Origin of the sequence: Streptomyces sp. H27-H1, assembly GCF_026627445.1 — a bacterium.
Classification (GTDB): domain Bacteria; phylum Actinomycetota; class Actinomycetes; order Streptomycetales; family Streptomycetaceae; genus Streptomyces.
Map to the genome: position 1 here is coordinate 63,944 of NZ_JAPNLJ010000033.1, position 16,142 is coordinate 80,085.

General features: G+C 71.6%; 19 protein-coding genes and 1 pseudogene. 16 read left to right on the forward strand and 4 right to left on the reverse strand.

From position 1 onward, the window contains the following. Positions 1–22 precede the first annotated feature (22 nt). The 3 genes from OTB20_RS29265 to OTB20_RS29275 are packed head-to-tail and all read left to right on the forward strand — an operon-like array spanning position 23 to position 3,037. On the forward strand, positions 23–1,387 hold the full coding sequence (locus OTB20_RS29265; protein WP_267822022.1) for an MBL fold metallo-hydrolase: 1,365 nt from the start codon (positions 23–25) through the stop codon (positions 1,385–1,387). Next, positions 1,384–2,652, forward strand: a complete 1,269-nt coding sequence (locus tag OTB20_RS29270; protein ID WP_267822024.1) for an MFS transporter — start codon at positions 1,384–1,386, stop codon at positions 2,650–2,652. The genes OTB20_RS29265 and OTB20_RS29270 overlap by 4 nt, the downstream gene beginning before the upstream one ends. A 58-nt stretch (positions 2,653–2,710) precedes the next feature. After that, entirely contained in the window at positions 2,711–3,037 is a 327-nt protein-coding gene (locus OTB20_RS29275; protein WP_267822026.1) for a hypothetical protein, read from the forward strand. 130 nt (positions 3,038–3,167) lie between these two features. Here OTB20_RS29275 and OTB20_RS29280 read toward each other — a convergent pair whose 3' ends face one another. Further along, a complete protein-coding gene (locus tag OTB20_RS29280) occupies positions 3,168–3,524 on the reverse strand; it encodes an ArsR/SmtB family transcription factor (RefSeq protein ID WP_267822028.1) in 357 nt (118 codons plus the stop codon). 78 nt (positions 3,525–3,602) lie between these two features. Between OTB20_RS29280 and OTB20_RS29285 the strand changes: the two genes are divergently transcribed. Together OTB20_RS29285 and OTB20_RS29290 are read left to right on the forward strand one after the other, a co-directional pair. Next, positions 3,603–4,706, forward strand: coding sequence for a cation diffusion facilitator family transporter (locus tag OTB20_RS29285; protein WP_420716512.1), 1,104 nt, complete (start codon positions 3,603–3,605; stop codon positions 4,704–4,706). A 136-nt stretch (positions 4,707–4,842) separates the two neighbouring features. Continuing rightward, on the forward strand, positions 4,843–5,850 hold the full coding sequence (locus tag OTB20_RS29290; protein ID WP_267822030.1) for a cation diffusion facilitator family transporter: 1,008 nt from the start codon (positions 4,843–4,845) through the stop codon (positions 5,848–5,850). Between the two features lie 57 nt (positions 5,851–5,907). On the opposite strand, the gene OTB20_RS29295 is transcribed toward OTB20_RS29290, so the two are convergent. Next, positions 5,908–7,167, reverse strand: coding sequence for an MFS transporter (locus tag OTB20_RS29295; protein WP_267822032.1), 1,260 nt, complete (start codon positions 7,165–7,167; stop codon positions 5,908–5,910). After that, positions 7,164–8,324 (reverse strand): PLP-dependent cysteine synthase family protein, encoded by a 1,161-nt coding sequence (locus tag OTB20_RS29300; protein ID WP_267822034.1) that lies wholly within the window; start codon positions 8,322–8,324, stop codon positions 7,164–7,166. The genes OTB20_RS29295 and OTB20_RS29300 overlap by 4 nt, the downstream gene beginning before the upstream one ends. Positions 8,325–8,994: 670 nt before the next feature. Between OTB20_RS29300 and OTB20_RS29305 the strand changes: the two genes are divergently transcribed. The 10 genes and pseudogenes from OTB20_RS29305 to OTB20_RS29350 all read left to right on the forward strand — a co-directional run bounded on the left by OTB20_RS29305 (position 8,995) and on the right by OTB20_RS29350 (position 13,922). Beyond that, complete coding sequence (locus tag OTB20_RS29305) at positions 8,995–9,399, forward strand: DUF6153 family protein (RefSeq protein WP_267822036.1); 405 nt, start codon at positions 8,995–8,997, stop codon at positions 9,397–9,399. Between the two features lie 85 nt (positions 9,400–9,484). Further along, positions 9,485–10,108, forward strand: a complete 624-nt coding sequence (locus tag OTB20_RS29310; protein WP_267822038.1) for a DUF305 domain-containing protein — start codon at positions 9,485–9,487, stop codon at positions 10,106–10,108. 115 nt (positions 10,109–10,223) lie between these two features. Next, positions 10,224–10,439: pseudogene (locus OTB20_RS29315) on the forward strand (site-specific integrase); the annotation flags it as partial. 53 nt (positions 10,440–10,492) lie between these two features. Then, positions 10,493–10,828, forward strand: coding sequence for an ArsR/SmtB family transcription factor (locus OTB20_RS29320; protein ID WP_267822040.1), 336 nt, complete (start codon positions 10,493–10,495; stop codon positions 10,826–10,828). Further along, positions 10,828–11,538 carry a cation transporter gene (locus OTB20_RS29325; protein WP_267822042.1) on the forward strand — a complete coding sequence of 237 codons (711 nt, stop codon included), beginning with the start codon at positions 10,828–10,830 and terminating at the stop codon, positions 11,536–11,538. Before OTB20_RS29320 ends, OTB20_RS29325 begins: the two co-directional genes overlap by 1 nt. 156 nt (positions 11,539–11,694) lie before the next feature. Continuing rightward, entirely contained in the window at positions 11,695–12,033 is a 339-nt protein-coding gene (locus OTB20_RS29330) for a hypothetical protein (RefSeq protein WP_267822086.1), read from the forward strand. Further along, positions 12,030–12,476 carry a MerR family transcriptional regulator gene (locus tag OTB20_RS29335; RefSeq protein WP_267822044.1) on the forward strand — a complete coding sequence of 149 codons (447 nt, stop codon included), beginning with the start codon at positions 12,030–12,032 and terminating at the stop codon, positions 12,474–12,476. The genes OTB20_RS29330 and OTB20_RS29335 overlap by 4 nt, the downstream gene beginning before the upstream one ends. Continuing rightward, positions 12,457–12,771, forward strand: a complete 315-nt coding sequence (locus tag OTB20_RS29340; RefSeq protein ID WP_267822046.1) for a hypothetical protein — start codon at positions 12,457–12,459, stop codon at positions 12,769–12,771. Before OTB20_RS29335 ends, OTB20_RS29340 begins: the two co-directional genes overlap by 20 nt. Before the next feature lie 11 nt (positions 12,772–12,782). Then, on the forward strand, positions 12,783–13,118 hold the full coding sequence (locus tag OTB20_RS29345) for a YnfA family protein (protein WP_267822048.1): 336 nt from the start codon (positions 12,783–12,785) through the stop codon (positions 13,116–13,118). 138 nt (positions 13,119–13,256) lie between these two features. Continuing rightward, positions 13,257–13,922, forward strand: coding sequence for a class I SAM-dependent methyltransferase (locus OTB20_RS29350; RefSeq protein ID WP_267822050.1), 666 nt, complete (start codon positions 13,257–13,259; stop codon positions 13,920–13,922). 306 nt (positions 13,923–14,228) lie between these two features. Here OTB20_RS29350 and OTB20_RS29355 read toward each other — a convergent pair whose 3' ends face one another. Continuing rightward, complete coding sequence (locus OTB20_RS29355) at positions 14,229–14,627, reverse strand: DUF302 domain-containing protein (RefSeq protein WP_267822088.1); 399 nt, start codon at positions 14,625–14,627, stop codon at positions 14,229–14,231. Between the two features lie 161 nt (positions 14,628–14,788). Here OTB20_RS29355 and OTB20_RS29360 point away from each other — a divergent pair, with 161 nt between their 5' ends. Beyond that, positions 14,789–16,138 carry an MBL fold metallo-hydrolase gene (locus OTB20_RS29360; RefSeq protein WP_267822052.1) on the forward strand — a complete coding sequence of 450 codons (1,350 nt, stop codon included), beginning with the start codon at positions 14,789–14,791 and terminating at the stop codon, positions 16,136–16,138. Positions 16,139–16,142 lie beyond the last annotated feature (4 nt).

Sequence of the window (16,142 nt, forward strand, 5' to 3'; positions counted from 1 at the left end):
TCCGTGACTCCTGGAGGACCTGATGGGCTTCGCCGACGATCACTTGATACCGCTGGTCGATGAGGGTCTGGGCAACAGCGCCTACCTCGTCGACCTCGGCGACGGACGGGCCCTGGCCGTGGACGCGAGCCGTGATCTGCGCCCCCTGCGCCAGGCAGCCGAGCGGCGGGGCCTCACGGTCGCCTTCGCCGCCGACACCCACCTGCACGCCGACTTCCTCTCCGGTGCCGTGCAGCTGGCCGCAGACGACGGCGCGGCCGTACTGGCCTCCGCCACCGGCAACCGGTCCTTCCCGCACACCGCGCTCGCCGACGGCGACGAGACGGATCTCGGCGGCCTGACTCTGCGCGCGCTGGCCACCCCCGGCCACACCGACGAGCACCTGTCCTTCCTGCTCCTGGACGGCACCCGCGAACTCGGAGTCTTCACCGGCGGATCCCTGATCGTCGGCTCGGCCGCCCGTACGGACTTGCTCGGCGACGACCGCGCGGAGGAGCTGGCCCGCGCCCAGTACCACTCGCTACGGCGCCTGGCCGAGCTTCCGGACGCGACGGCGGTATGGCCGACGCACGGCGTCGGGTCCTTCTGCTCCGCACCGCCAGGTGCCGAGCGCACCACCACCATCGCCGCGCCGAAGCGGGCCAACCCCCTGCTCGCCGCACCGGACGAGGACACCTTCGTACGGCAGTTGCTCGGCAGCCTCGGCTCCTACCCCGCGTACTTCGACCGCCTGGGTGAGGCGAACCGGCGCGGGCCCGCCGTTCTCCGCTCAGCTCCGACTCTCCCCGCGCTCTCCCTGGACCAAGTGCGCCACCTGATCAGCGAGGGCGCCGAGATCATCGACGTACGCCCCATCGCCGACTTCGCCGCAGGCCACATCCCCGGCGCCGTCTCCATCCCACTGCGGGACCAGTTCGCCACCTGGCTGGGCTGGCTGCTGTCGGATGACACCCCACTCGTCTTCGTCACCAGCCCCGGCCAGGACCTCGCCGAACTCACCTGGCAGGCCCTGAAAATCGGCTACGAGCGACTGGCAGGACACCTCGGCGGGGGCATGGATACCTGGACCGCAGACAGGGGAGAGCAGGAACGCATCGAACTGCTCACCGCCGACCGGATAGCCGAGCGCCCCGTCCTCGACATCCGTCAGCGGGCCGAGCACATCGCCGGACACATCCCCGGCGCGATCCACATCGAACTCGGCAACCTCACCGGCCAAGCCGACCAAGCACTGGAGGGCGCGGTGGTCGCCTGCGGCCACGGGGAACGCGCCATGACCGCCGCCAGCCTCCTCCAGCGCACCGGCCATGAGAACCTCGCCGTCCTGGACGGCGGACCCGCCGACTGGGCAAAGGCCACCGGCCGTCCCCTGGAGGAGACCGCGTGACCACGCACGCCACCGGCGAGACCCGCCCCGGAATACGCCTCGGGCTACGGGCCAATCTCACCCAGTTCAGCCTGCTCGTCGTGGTCAACGCCCTGGTCGGCGGCATGCTCGGGCAGGAACGCACCATCCTGCCGCTGTTGGCCGACGACGTCTTCCACCTGTCCGCGTACACCGCGGCCATGACCTACATTCTGGCCTTCGGTGCCACCAAGGCCGTCACCAATTTCTTCGCCGGCACCTGGTCCGACCGCTACGGTCGCAAACCGGTCCTGATCGCCGGATGGCTGATCGCCCTGCCTGTGCCCGCAATGCTCGCCTGGGGCCCGTCATGGGGCTGGATCATCGCCGCAAACATCCTGCTCGGAGTCAACCAGGGCTTGACCTGGTCGACCACCGTCATCATGAAGATCGACCTGGCCGGCCCAGAGCGTCGCGGCCTGGCCATGGGCTTCAACGAGGCCGCCGGATACGTGGCCGTCGCCGCCACCGCCGTGGCCACCGGTGCCATCGCCGAGCACGCCGGGCTGCGCCCCGAGCCATTCCTGCTCGGCGCCGCCTACGTCGTACTGGCGCTGGGCCTGTCCACGCTCGCGGTCCGCGAGACCCGCGACCACGCCCGCTTCGAAGCAGCCCGCCACAAAACCCTCGCGGACAGCGAGCACGACGGGGAACTGACCACCGGCCAGATCGCCCGCCTCACCAGCCTGCGTGACAAGGCCCTGTCCGCCGCCAGCCAGGCCGGCCTGGTCAACAACCTCAACGACGCCCTCGCCTGGGGCATCTTCCCCCTGCTCTTCGCCGCCCACGGCATGTCCATCGCGCAGATCGGCATCCTCGCCGCCCTCTACCCGGCCGTCTGGGGCGCCGGACAGATGCTCACCGGCTGGTGGTCCGACCGCATCGGACGCAAACACCTGATCACCACCGGGATGCTGCTCCAGGCCGCCGCTATCGCGCTGGTTGCCGCGGGCACCACCTTCGGCGTCTGGGCCACCGCCCAAGTCCTCCTCGGTCTTGGGACCGCCCTCGTCTACCCCACCTTGCTCGCCGTCATCGGCGACGTCGCCCACCCCGCCTGGCGCGCCCGCGCCGTCGGCGTCTACCGCCTGTGGCGCGACGGCGGCTTTGCCGTCGGCGCCCTCCTCGCCGGAGCCCTCGCCGACGCCTACAGCCTGACCACCGCCATCTATGTCATCGCCGCTCTCACCGCCGCTTCCGGCCTGGTGGTGGCGGTGAGGATGTACGAGACACACCCCCGCACCTGACCGTTGAACTCAAGGTCGCCCTGGTCCGCACGGCGAACGCCCGCGCGATCCTGGAGGAGTGAACATCGAGCTCCTGGTCGTACCGGACTGCCCCCACGAGAAGCCCGCCGCCGAACAGCTGCGTCGCACGCTGGACGATCTCGGCCTGTGCGAGGTCACGTTCGCCACCCGGGTGATCAGCGATCGGGGGCAGGCTGAGGAGGTCGGCTTCGCCGGTTCCCCGACCGTCCTCATCGACGGCCGTGACCCGTTCGCCGAGCCTTCGAATTCCGTCGGGCTGACGTGCCGGATGTACCGGACCGTGAAGGGCCTGTCCGGCCTGCCGGACCCCGGCCGGCTGCGGCAGGCGCTGGCCGCCGCCCGCACGGACCGACCGGACCGCTGACCCGCTTCTCGCCTCAGCGACAGGACACCCGCCGGACCGCGTGGGCCTGCCCGACGACCGAGGCGGGATGGGCGCGGGGTCTGCCGGAGATGGCGCACAGCAGGACCCGGGGCAGCGGCCGGGGTTGATGTCAGTCGTGGGGCGCCAGCGCACCGAGCTGGTGATCGGCGACGCTGAGGGCCTCCTCGACCAGATTGCGCAGGTGGCCGTGGCGCAGGGCGTAGATCACTCGGCGCCCGTCCTTGCGGGTGGCCACCAGTCCGGCCAGGCGGAGCCGGGCCAGGTGCTGGCTGACCGAGGGCCGGGCCGCTCCGCATGCTTCGGCCAGCGTGGTCACATCCGCCTCGCCCTCGCCGAGCCGGCGCAGCAGGGCCAGGCGGGTGCGGTCGGCGAGTAGCCCGAGCACTTCCACCGCCACGTCGAGTCGTTCGCCGTCGTCTGGCTCTTGCGAACGATGAGCACCTGATAGGTGCATGCGTGCATTCATACGCACATGATGTGAGACTGGATCGCGGGTGTCCAGCCGGCACTCCCCTTGTCCCCCGATCCGGAAGGCGCTGAGCCAGTGAGCGACCACGACCCGACCCAGGAGCCGCGCGCCTTCGCCGAGCACCACCACGATCACGATGCGCAGGGCCACGGTCATGGCGGCCACGGGCATGACCACGTGGGTGGTGTTTCCCGCTGGTCGAGGCTGCGGCACCAGGTCGGCCACGCCTTTGCTCCGCATTCTCACGAGGCGGCGGACAAGGTCGACTCGGCGATGGAGTCCTCGGCGGAGGGCATGCGCACGCTGTGGATCTCACTGGGCGTCCTCGGTGTCACCACCGTGCTCCAGGCTCTGGTGTTCCTTCTGTCCGGGTCGGTCGCGCTGCTGGGTGACACGATCCATAACGGCGCCGATGCGCTGACCGCTGTGCCGCTGGGCATCGCCTTCGTCATCGGGCGTCGGGCGGCGACTCGCCGCTTCACCTACGGTTTCGGCCGGGCCGAGGACCTGGCGGGCATCGCGATCCTGCTCACCATCACCGCGTCCTCCGCCCTGGCGGCGTATACCGCCGTCGACCGGCTGCTGAACCCGCAGGAGATCACCCACCTGCCGTGGGTCGCGGCCGCCGCGGTCATCGGCTTCATCGGCAACGAGTGGGTGGCCCGCTACCGGATCCGTACCGGACGCAAGATCGGCTCCGCTGCCCTGGTCGCCGACGGGCTGCACGCCCGCACCGACGGCTTCACCTCCCTCGCGGTCCTGCTCGGAGCGGGCGGGGCCGCGCTCGGCTGGCGGCTGGCGGACCCGATCGTCGGTCTCCTGATCACCGTCGCGATCCTGCTGGTGCTCAAGGACGCGGCGAAGGAGGTCTTCCGCCGCCTGATGGACGCGGTCGACCCCGCCCTCGTCGACAGCGCCGAGACTGCTCTGCGGTCGGTGCCCGGGGTGAGCCGGGTCGGTGAGGTTCGGATGCGGTGGATCGGCCACCAGCTGCGGGCCGAGGCCACCATCACCGTCGACGGTTCCCTGAGCCTGTTCTTGGCTCACCAGGTCGCGGTGGAGGCCGAGCACGCCCTGCTGCACGCCGTCCCCCGGCTGACGGCCGCGCTGATCCATGCCGACCCCACCCGCACCGGCGATCAGGACCCGCACGCCGTCCTCGCCCACCACCACTCCTGACCAGCAGCGACAGCGCAGGCCAGGGCGCGTTCGCGGGAGCGACAACGGTCATCACTGCAGCCTTTGGATCTCCGCGCGATCTGCGCTTCACTTCCGGACGCGGGCCCGCTTCGGGCCCCGGGGGAGGACCACCGTCATGAGCAGCACCCACGATCATGATCAGGAGCACGGCGGCGGACACGGCGGCCACGCCCACGGAGTGGCCGCGGACGCGGACCGCCGCTGGCTGACGGTCGCGCTGGTGATGATCGCGGTGTTCATGGCGACAGAGGTAGTCGTCGGCGTGATGGCCAACTCGCTGGCATTGATCTCGGACGCGGCGCACATGCTCACCGATGTCGCCTCGATCGTGCTGGCGTTGATCGCGATGCGGCTGGCCGCCCGCCCGGCCAAGGGCTCCTACACCTACGGCCTCAAGCGCGTGGAGATCCTGTCCGCGCAGGCCAACGGGCTGACCTTGCTGCTGTTGTCGGTGTGGCTGGCCTACGAGGCGATCCACCGGCTGATCTCCCCGCCGGAGGTGACCGGCGGCCTCGTCCTGGCCACGGCCCTGGTCGGAGTGGCGGTCAATGTGGTGGCGACGTGGGCGATTTCCAAGGCCAACCGGACCTCGCTGAACGTCGAGGGCGCCTACCAGCACATCCTGACCGACCTGTTCGGGTTCATCGCCACCGCGATCGCCGGCGCCGTGGTGCTGTTCACCGGCTTCGCCCGCGCGGATGCGATCGCCTCCCTGCTGGTGGTGGCCCTGATGCTCAAGGCCGGCTACGGCCTGGTCCGCGACTCGGGCCGCATCTTCCTGGAAGCCGCCCCGGCCGGTATCGCCCCCGACGCGCTGGGTGATCTGCTGGTCGATCAGAAGGGGGTGGTCGAGGTTCACGATCTGCACGTCTGGACGATCACGTCCGGCCAGAGCGCCCTGTCCGCGCATGTCCTGGTCGAGCCGGGCGGGGACTGCCACGCGGTACGCCGGGACCTGAAACAGCTCCTGGCCGCCGGCCCCGGCATCACCCACACCACCTTGCAGGTCGACCACGCCCCCGAGCAGCTGCTCACCCTGCATCCCACCGAACCGGACGCCGACCGGGCGCACTGCGACGACGCCCACGGCCCCGTCCACCGTCCCAGCCCCCACGAGCACTGAACCGAAGGCCGCTCGCCCCGGAGGCCCGACCACAGGCTCCAGGGCGAGTGGGTGATCTCAGGCGGGAAGCGGCTGGGAAACCGGAGCGGCCAGGCGGCCGCTGCGGGACAGAGCACGAACGGCTGCCGCGCACAGCGCGCCGGTGGCGGCCAGCCCCGCCCAGACGAGCCATCCGGCGTGGTGGCGGTGGGCGAAGTCCCACAGCGCGCCGGTGGCGAGGTTTCCCAGGGTGATACCGAGGCCGGAGACGGTGTTGTAGAGGCCGTAGTGGGTGGCGACCAGCCGGCCCCCCGCCAGTGAGACGACGGTGTCCATCTCGAAGGGGTAGACGACCGCGCTGCCGGCCGCCAGCAGTGCCACCGCCGTCACCAGCGCTCCCAGTACCACAATCTTCCCCGCCTGTGCGGGCGCGAGCGCCAGGGGCACAAAGGCCAAGCCCATCACGGCCAGACCCCGTACCAGGGCCTGGTCAGCGCTCCAGCGGCGTTTCGCCCAGCCGGTCAGGCGCAGTTGCCCCATCACGGCCACCGCCGCTGAGACCACGAACAGGGCGCTGGTGGCCTTGGTGCCGTTGCTGCCCAGCGCGTCATCCGCGGCCAGCGGCAGTGCGAGGTAGACCTGGAAGGTCAGTACGTAGGAGCCGATCATCGCGCACGAGAACAGCAGGAACGGCCGGTTGGTCACGACCGTGCGCCACTGGGCCAGCACCCCGCTCTCTTCTCGCCCCGAAGCGCCGTCCTTCCGGGCGGACGCGGGCAGGGCCCGCCATTGCAGGAAGGTCAGCGCGGCGAAGATCGCGGCGGCCACGGTGCACACCGCCCGGAAGTCGGCGGCCAGCAGGCCCAGTCCGACCAGCGGGCCGAGCAGCATGCCGGCCTGGTAGTAGACGTTGAAGGTGGCGAAGGCGTCCACCCGCCGCTCGCCGGCCTCGGCGGCGAGGTAGGCGCGTACCGCGGGGTTGAACAAGGCGCCGGCGAAACCCGTGGCAGCGGAGGCGATGATCAGCGCGGGGACGTTGTCGACCCAGCCCAGCAGGGCGAACCCTGCGGTGCGCAGCAGGCATCCGGCGATGATGGGGGCTTTGTAGCCGTAGCGGTCGGCGATGGTGCCGCCGATGAGGAACATGCCCTGCTGGGAGAGGTTGCGTACGCCCAGGACCAGGCCGACCGTCCAGGCGGCGAGGCCGAGGTCGCCGGTGAGGTGGGCGGCGAGGTAGGGCATGAGCATGTAGAAGGCGAGGTTGATGGCGAACTGGTTGGCCATCAGCAGCCGTACGACCGGGGGGAAGGAGGCGGTGGTGGCCCACAGGGTCTTCATCGGGCGGCCTGCGCCAGGTCGCGGCCGGTGGCGTCCGGGCCGAGGGCGGCGGTGCCGGCGAGGGGGTCGGTGACGGTGGTGCACCGCGTCCAGCGGGTGACGGTGCGCTCGCCGGGGAAGCTGATCTCCTCGGGGGCGTCTGCGGGCTGGTGGGCGAGCAGGTGGTGTTCGCGGCAGTAGGTGTCGTCGAAGACGGTGGTGGTGTACCGCTGGGGGCCGTCGGGGAAGACCGCCGCGATGCGTGCTTCGGCGGGCAGCTGTCCGGCGAGCCAGCGGGCGGCGAGGGCGACCGCCCCCACGCTCCAGCCGCCGGTGGCGTAGTGGTCCCTGGCCAGGGCGCGGGCCGCCCACACCGCCTCGGGGGCGGCGACCCAGTGGACTTCGTCGAACAGCGTGTAGTCGACGTTGCGTGGATAGATGCTGCTGCCCAGCCCCCGCATCAGGCGCGGCGCGGCGGGCTGCCCGAAGATCGTCGAGCCGGTCGTGTCGACCCCCACCACCCGCAGGTCGGGGAAGTATCCGCGCAGCACCGAGGCGATCCCGGCCGAATGGCCGCCCGTTCCCACGCTGACGACCAGGGCATCGATCCGGCCGAGCTGCGCGATGAGCTCGTGGGCCAGGGGACGGTAGGCGGCCACGTTGTCCGGGTTGTGGTACTGGTCGGGGCACCAGGCGTCCGGGCGGGCGGCAAGTAGTTCGCCGACCCTCTCGCGGCGGGCCTGCTGCCAGCCGCCGGTGGGGTGCGGCCGCGTCACGGTCTGGACGTCGGCGCCGTAGGCGGTGAGCAGACCCGTCATCATCGCCTCCATGCCCGGGTCGGTGACCACGGTGACCGGGTGGCCGAAGGTGACCCCGGCCAGGGCCAGGCCCAGGCCGAGCGTGCCGGAGGTCGACTCCACGATCGGCGCCCCGGGCAGCAGGTCCCCGCGCTCGCGGGCGCGGGCCACCATGTACAGGGCGGTGCGGTCCTTGATCCCGCCGGGGTTGTGGCCTTCGAGTTTCGCCCAGAAGCCGCGGCCCGACGCGGTGAACGGCTCGCCGATCCACAGCAGGGGCGTGTCACCGACCAGACCGGCCGGGGTGTGGACGGGCAGGGATGTCGCGGCCAGCAGCCGGGCCGGGGCAGGGGGAAGCACGGGCAGGAGTGAAGAGTTCATGGCGCAGTTCTCCCGCGGCCGTGCCCCTTGTCAGGAGGTGCGGCCGCATCGGTTGAGCGGGCAGGCGGACGCTTCCGATCGCGCGGCACCGCGCCGGCTCCGGGAGCAGATCGGCTCCCCACCGGCCGGCGCGGTGGGTCGTCCGGTCTAGGTCCGCCACACCCCAAGGACCGCGCGTGTCCGGGCCTGCGTTGCGCCCTCGCCGGGCCCAGCCCGGGGCGAAGCGGCCGTCGCGATCTGCCGTAGCGTCGCTTGGGTCGGCGAGAGCACGAGCGTGGTGTCAACAGGCACCGGAGCGGCCGGGGCAGTGATCCGCTGGGCCGCGACGGCGGGGATGTCCTCCCCGGAGCACTCCACCGGCGGGTGCGACGGCGGCCGGGAGCCGTCCGTAGAGGCGTTCGCTGGTGACAGGGCGTGAGCCGCAGTGGTGATCGGCAGGGTGTCCGTGCGACTGCCCCCGGTGAGCTGCGGGCCGTGGGCACAGCCCAGGACGTGAACGAGCCCGAGCAGGACCACGGCGATCACCGATGCCAGGGGCCGTCCGCGCTGTGCGCTCCGAAGCATCACCCACACCGACATGTGACACAAGGTACGCGACCAGTCACCTAAAGTGCTGATAAGTGGGGTAGCCCGCCCTGCCAGGGCCTGCGGCTCCGCCTACGATGGGCACGTGAGCCGTGTCCGCTTCCCCTCGGCACCGGAGCCCGCCTGGCGGGTGAAGGTGCTGCTGGTGCTGGCCGTGCTCGTCGGTCTGCTGGGCATGCACGGTCTCGCGTCTGCCAGTGCGGCACCCGCGGCTGCTATGCCCATGCCCGCTCACGCACCAGCAGCCGTCCCGGCTGACGACTGTGCGTGCCACGGTCAGGCCCATGGTCCGGCCGGAGGTCACAGCGATCACGCCGACGCGCTCTGCGTCGCCGCCGGCACGAGCCACGGCCCGGCCCTTCCTGCCCTGACGCTGGTGGCCGAGGAGCCGGCCGCGCAGGCCGGGATGCCGCAGCACCAGAGCGGACACGCCGTCGGCGGGGGCAGGGCCCCGCCCTCCTTGAGTGAACTGCAGCTCCTGCGCATTTAGGCGCGCCCGCCCGGCCTCGCCTCCTTTGGCGACCGCCGTGCTCCGGCATGCCCATCCGATGCTTCACCACAGGAGTTGCAGGGCCATGACCGCACACCGCTCCACCCTTCGCCGGGCCTCCGCCGTGACGGCCGCCGCCATCGCCGCCCTCGTCCTCGCCGCCTGCGGCAGCAGCGACACCGGCACCTCCAGCAGCGGCAAGACGACCCCGCCCGCCTCCGCGTCGGCGTCGACCGGGGCACACAACGCCGCCGACGTCTCCTTCGCCACCCAGATGATCCAGCACCACCGCCAGGCCATCGCAATGGCCGACCTGGCTGGCACCCGGGCCGCCGGCAGCGACGTCAAGACCCTGGCCACGAAGATCAAAAACGCGCAGGACCCGGAGATCACCACCATGTCCGGCTGGCTCAAGACGTGGGGCGAGAAAGTCCCCGACAACATGGGCGGCATGGACCACGGGAACGCCTCGCCCATGCCCGGCATGATGACCACCCAGCAGATGGACGACCTGAAGAACGCATCCGGCAAAGCCTTCGACACCGCGTTCCTGACCATGATGGTCGGACACCACCAGGGCGCGATCGAGATGGCGAAGACGGAGCAGAGCAAGGGCGCCTACGGCCCGGCCAAGACCCTCGCCGACGACGTGATCACCGCTCAGAGCGCGGAGATCACCCAGATGAACAAGATGCTCGGCACGAGCTGACGCAACCGGCAGGCGGGGCAACACCTCCGGAATGTTGCCCCGCCTGCCGCCCAACCCCACCCTGCCGTCACTTTTTCCTCCGGCCACCGGGACCTCTTCGTGATCTTCCGCCTCGCACACCGCCGTACGCGGCGCGGGCACCGGCTGGGATCTGCGCGGGTACCGGCACTCCTCTTTGACCTATCTCGGCGAGGCTGCGGCGAGCCTGTTGACGCTGATGGCGAAGTCCCGGCACAAGAAACCGGAGAACGTCCGCCGCTACTTCAAGCCGTCCCCGGAGGCGATCGCCGAGCTGACCAGCCTGCTCGCGCCCGGCGACAGCCGCCGCTGAGCGATCGAGAATCCACACTTTCCTGAATTCAGGATTCTATGTACTGTCAGGGTGTGCTGACTGTTGCTTCCGACATCGAGGTGCTGGCCCGTTTCGGCCGCGCACTCGCCGACCCGATCCGCTGCCGCATCCTGCTCGCGCTCGGCGAGGCCCCCGCTTACCCGGCCGACCTCGCCGAAGCGCTCGGCGTCTCCCGAACCCGGCTGTCGAACCACCTGGCATGCCTGCGCGACTGCGGCCTGGTCGTCACCGTCCCGGACGGCCGCCGCACCCGCTACGTGCTGGCCGACGAACGCCTCGGCCACGCGCTGCACGACCTGCGCGGCGCGGTAGTCGCCGTCGAGGCGGACAAGACCTGCCCGGACACCGCCGAGAAGGGCTGCTGCTGATGACCGCAATATCCCTCGGGCCCTCCCCGGCCCGCCGTGACGCGCTCACCCGCCGCATACGTCTGCTGGTCGCCGCGACCATCACCTACAACGTCATCGAGGCGATCGTCGCCATCACCGCCGGCGCGATCGCCTCCTCCACCGCGCTGATCGGCTTCGGCCTGGACTCCGTCATCGAGGTCACCTCCGCGACCGCGGTCGCCTGGCAGTTCTCCGCCCGCGACCACGCTGTGCGCGAGGCCCGGGAGAAGACCACGCTGCGGATCATCGCCGTCTCCTTCTTCGCGCTCGCCGCCTACGTCAGTGTCGACGCCCTTCGCGCCCTGGCCGGCACCGGCGAGGCGGACCGCTCGATCCCCGGCATCGTCATCGCTGCCCTGTCGCTGGCGATCATGCCGTTCCTGTCCGCCGCCCAGCGCCGCGCGGGTCGTGAACTCGGCTCCGCCAGCGCGGTCGCCGATTCCAAGCAGACCCTGCTGTGCACCTACCTGTCCGCCGTCCTCCTGGTCGGCCTGATCCTCAACGCCACCCTCGGCTGGTCCTGGGCCGACCCGATCGCCGCCCTGGTCATCGCCGCCGTCGCGGTCAAGGAAGGCCGCGACGCCTGGCAGGGCAAGGGCTGCTGCGCCACCCCGGCCGCCGCTGTCGCGCCCGTGAGCGCCGAAACGGACCCGTGCGGCTGCCGCCCCGGGTGCGACTGCTGCAGCTGACTCCACCCGGGCTCCGGGCCCGGCGCTTTTGAGGGGCGGGCGGCCAGAACCGGCTGCCCGCCCCCGAGCTTGCATCCGGTACCCAGGTACAGGTTTACCGTCGGAGTTGTCCCCGGCTTCCACCGTCAAGGGGACCCGACGACGGGAGTGAGCACGATGACCGACCTGGAGTGGGTGCCGCAGTCCTGCACCCTGCCCACACCCGAGCAACCCTTGCGGGTGACGCAGTGGGATGCGCTGCTCACCGAGCACCTCAGGGAGGTGTCCTGGGACGGGCCGCTGCGCTTGCGCCTGGGGCTGTCCGGCGGCGCCGGTGTGCAGGAGCAGGTCCGGGACCTGGCCGAACGGGAGAGCGGCTGCTGCTCGTTCTTCACCTTCACCACCACCGGCGACGATGTCCAGGTGCAGCTGGACATCGCGGTCGACCAGGAGCACGAGCCGGTCCTGAGCGCGCTCGCCGACCGGGCCGGCGCCCTGGCCGGGGAACGGCCGTGAGCGAGGGCCTGCGCAGCGGTCAGGTCGCCGAAGCCGCCGGGGTGAACATCCAGACCCTGCGCTACTACGAACGCCGCGGCTTGCTGGCCGATCCGCAGCGCAGCACCGGCGGCCACCGCCTGTACGGCGACGACGCGGTGACGGCGCTGCGCGTCATCAAGGCGGCCCAGCGCCTCGGCTTCACCCTCGACGAGGTCGCCGAGCTGCTGGAGACCGGCCGCCATCGCCACGGCCGGCCGGTCCCGGGCTTGCAGGAGCGGGCGGCCGCGAAGCTCGCCGAGGTCGACGCGAAGATCGCCGACCTGACCACCATCCGCGCTGCCCTGGCCGACGCGGTCGAGGCGGGCTGTGACGACCTGACCCTCTGCGCCGCAAGTGCCTGCTGCCCCATCCCCTTCACCGACCTCGCCGAGGAGAACCGCAATGCCGGACCCTGCTGCTGACCCCCGCCCCCACCGCGCCCCGAAAGCGCTCGGGGGCCTGGCCGCCCTGGCCTGTGTGGCGTGCTGCGCGCTGCCCGTCCTGATCACGGCGGGCGTCGTCGGCGCCGGCGCCGGAGCGGTGGTGGGCTGGCTGCCCGCCCTCGCCGTCGTCCTGGCCGTGCTCGCCGCCGGAACCTGGTGGCTCGGCCGGCGCCGCCGCGCCTGCTCGTGCACTCCCAAGACCGCAGGTGAGGGCGGATGCGGCTGCCAGGCGTCCGGTGACCCCGTGAAGATCACGGGCGTGGGCCATCGGTAGGGTCAGCCGGTATGACCATCGCTCGTTCCGTTGCCCTGTTCGTCGTCGCCGCCTTCTTCGAGATCGGCGGCGCCTGGCTGGTCTGGCAGGGCATCCGCGAGCACAAGGGCTGGATCTGGATCGGCGCCGGCGTCATCGCGCTGGGTGTGTACGGCGTGGTGGCCACCTTCCAGTCCGACGACAACTTCGGCCGCATCCTCGCCGCCTACGGCGGCATCTTCGTCGCCGGGTCGATCGCCTGGGGCATGGTCGCCGACGGCTACCGGCCCGACCGCTACGACGTCATCGGCGCCCTGGTATGCCTCGCTGGGATGGCCGTGATCATGTACGCGCCCCGCAGCCACTGACTGCGGCGCGGCCTGTTCGCCGCTGTTGCGCCCAGTCACAGCCGCCGTTGAGGAGCGCCCGCTGCGGCCGCATCGTGGGGATCTAGGCTGTCCCGCAGAAAGTCCCGGCACCAGCCGGGCGGCGGGAAGGGCGTCCACATGTATCAGCGCGAGCGGGAGCTGGCCGCTGCCCAGCTGGAGCACTGGCAGCAGACGTACGGCGAGCATCCCGGCATGTACGGCGAGGAGCCGTCCCAGCCCGCCGTCCACGCCGCCGAGGTGTTCCGCGCGGCCGGGGCGAGCGACGTACTGGAGCTGGGGGCCGGGCACGGCCGCGACGCCCTGCACTTCGCCCGCCAGGGCTTCACCGTCCAGGCCACCGACTTCAGCCCGACCGGCCTTCACCAACTGCGCGACGCCGCCCGTGCCCAGAGCGTCGAGGAGCGGGTGACGACCGCGGTGCACGACGTGCGCGAGGCACTGCCGCTGCCGGACGCCTCGGTGGACGCGGTGTTCGCGCACATGCTGCTGTGCATGGCCCTGTCCACCAAGGAGCTCCACGCCCTGGTCGCCGAGGTACGCCGGGTGCTGCGCCCCGGCGGGGTCTTCGTCTACACCGTGCGGCACACCGGTGACGCCCACTACGGTGCGGGCGCCGGGCACGGCGACGACATCTGGGAACACGGCGGCTTCGCGGCGCACTTCTTCCCCCGCGGCCTGGTCGACGACCTCGCCGACGGCTGGACCCTCAACGAGGTGCACGCCTTCGAGGAGGGAGGGCTGCCCAGGCGGCTATGGCGCGTCACGCAGGCACTGCCCCGGTAAGCGCCGCCCCGATCCCGGCGCCGGACATCACCGGCCTGCTCTGCGTCACCCTCCTCCTGCGGTTCGTTGGCCGCATCAAGGACGCCCAGCGCGGCACGGTCGTCCACGTCATTGCCGCCGACCCGGCCGCCCCGCTGGATCTGCCCGCCTGGTGCCACCTGACACCACTACTTCGGCCCCGTCACGGAACCCAAGGACGCGCTCGCCGTCTACGCCCTGCGCCTGGCCGCCGACGCGCGGCCGACCCGTCCCGGCGCAACTCGCGGGCCGCCCGGCGGGGGTGCCCGGAGTCCGGACGGCCTGAGGTCATGTCCGCTGCCGGGTGAGGGTGGACAGGGCGGCGTCGAGGCGGCGGGTGGCGTCCTCGGCGACGGGCTTGAGAGCGTCCTGGCCGGTCAGGGTGACCATCGTGGCGGGGTCGAGGGCCTGGACGGCGATGCGCTCACCGTCACTGCGGACGACGACGTTGCAGGGCAGAAGCAGGCCGATGGAACGGTCCGCCTCGATCGCCTGGTGGGCCAGCGGCGGGTTACAGGCGCCGAGGATCAGGTAGTTCTCCATGTCGTGGCCAAGCTTCTCCTTCAGCGTCGCCTGCACGTCGATCTCGGTCAGGATGCCGAAGCCCTGCTCGGCCAGGGCCTCGCGCACGGCCCTCACGGTTTCCTCGAAGTCGCCGGTCACGTGCACGGTGCGGCTGTAGGTCATCGTCATCGTCTCTTCCTCGTCTGCTGGCCCCGCTTCTTGCGGAGGCGGTCGGGTGCCGGCCCGGGTATGGCGCCCCCCGCGGAATATACCCCCGGGGGTACGGGTGTTACGGTGGAAACGGATACCCCCCGGGGTAATTTTCATGCGAAAGGAGTACCCGCGTGTTCTTCGTTGCCACCATCGAGCTGGAAGGTCTCGGCAACCGCAGCTACCTGGCTGGCGGTGAGCGTACGGCGGTGGACCCGCCGCGCGACATCGACCAGGTCCTGGCCGCGGCCGCCCGGCGCGGTGTGCGGATCTCGCATGTGGTGGAGACGCACCTGCACAACGACTACGTCACCGGCGGTCTCGAACTCGCCCGGGTCACGGGCGCCCGCTATCTCGTGCCGGCCGACGCGAAGGTCTCGTTCGCGCGGGTGCCCGTCGCAGACGGCGACTCCGTGGAGATCGACGCCGGCAGCCGGGTGACGCTGGCCGCGATCGCGACCCCGGGCCACACGCCGCACCACATCTCCTACGCGCTGCGCGAGGCGGGACGGCCGGTGGCCGTCTTCACCGGCGGCTCCCTGCTGATCGGCACGGTGGGCCGCCCGGACCTGGTCGAGCCGCGGCTGACCGAACAGCTCGCCCGCGCCCAGCACGCCTCCGCCCACCGCCTGGCCGCCGGCCTGCCCGACGAGACGGCGGTGCTGCCCACTCACGGCTTCGGCAGCTTCTGCTCCTCCGCCCAGTCCGGTGGGGACCAGACCACCATTGGCAAGGAGAAGAGCGCCAACACGGCGCTCACCGTCGATGTGGACACCTTCGTCGCCGACCTGCTGGCCGGGCTTGAGGACGTGCCCGCCTACTACGCGCACATGGGCCCGGCCAACGCCGCGGGCCCCGCCCCGGTCGACCTGACCCCGCCCGCGCTCGCGGACGCCCGCGAGATCGCCGCACGACTCGCGGCCGGCGAGTGGGTGGTCGACCTGCGCAACCGCGTGGCCTTCGCCGAGGGGCACGTGGCCGGGTCGTTCAACTTCGAGGCCGACGGCAAGATCGCCACCTACCTCGCCTGGATGATCCCCTGGGGCAAGCCGGTCACCCTGCTTGCCGAATCGGCCCAGCAACTGGCCGAAGCCCAGCGTGAACTGGTACGGGTGGGCATTGACCGGCCGGCCGCCGCCGCGACCGGCGGCCCCGCCGCCTGGCTGCGCACCGGGCAGACACCCGCCTCCTTCCCGCGTTCCACGTTCGCCGGGCTCGCCGCCCACGGCATCGAGAACGTGGTGGTCCTGGACGTGCGCCGCGATTCCGAGCGGGCGAACGGCTGGATCGAAGGATCGGTGCACATCCCCATCCACGAGCTCCACGGCCGCCTTGCCGAGGTACCGCAGGGGACGGTGTGGGTGCACTGCGCCGGCGGTATGCGCGCCGCGATCGCCGCGTCCCTGCTGGACGCGGCAGGCCGGGATGTCGTCGCCGTCGACGACGCCGCCACCGACGCCGGCCTGCCCCTGACCGCCGGCTGACCCC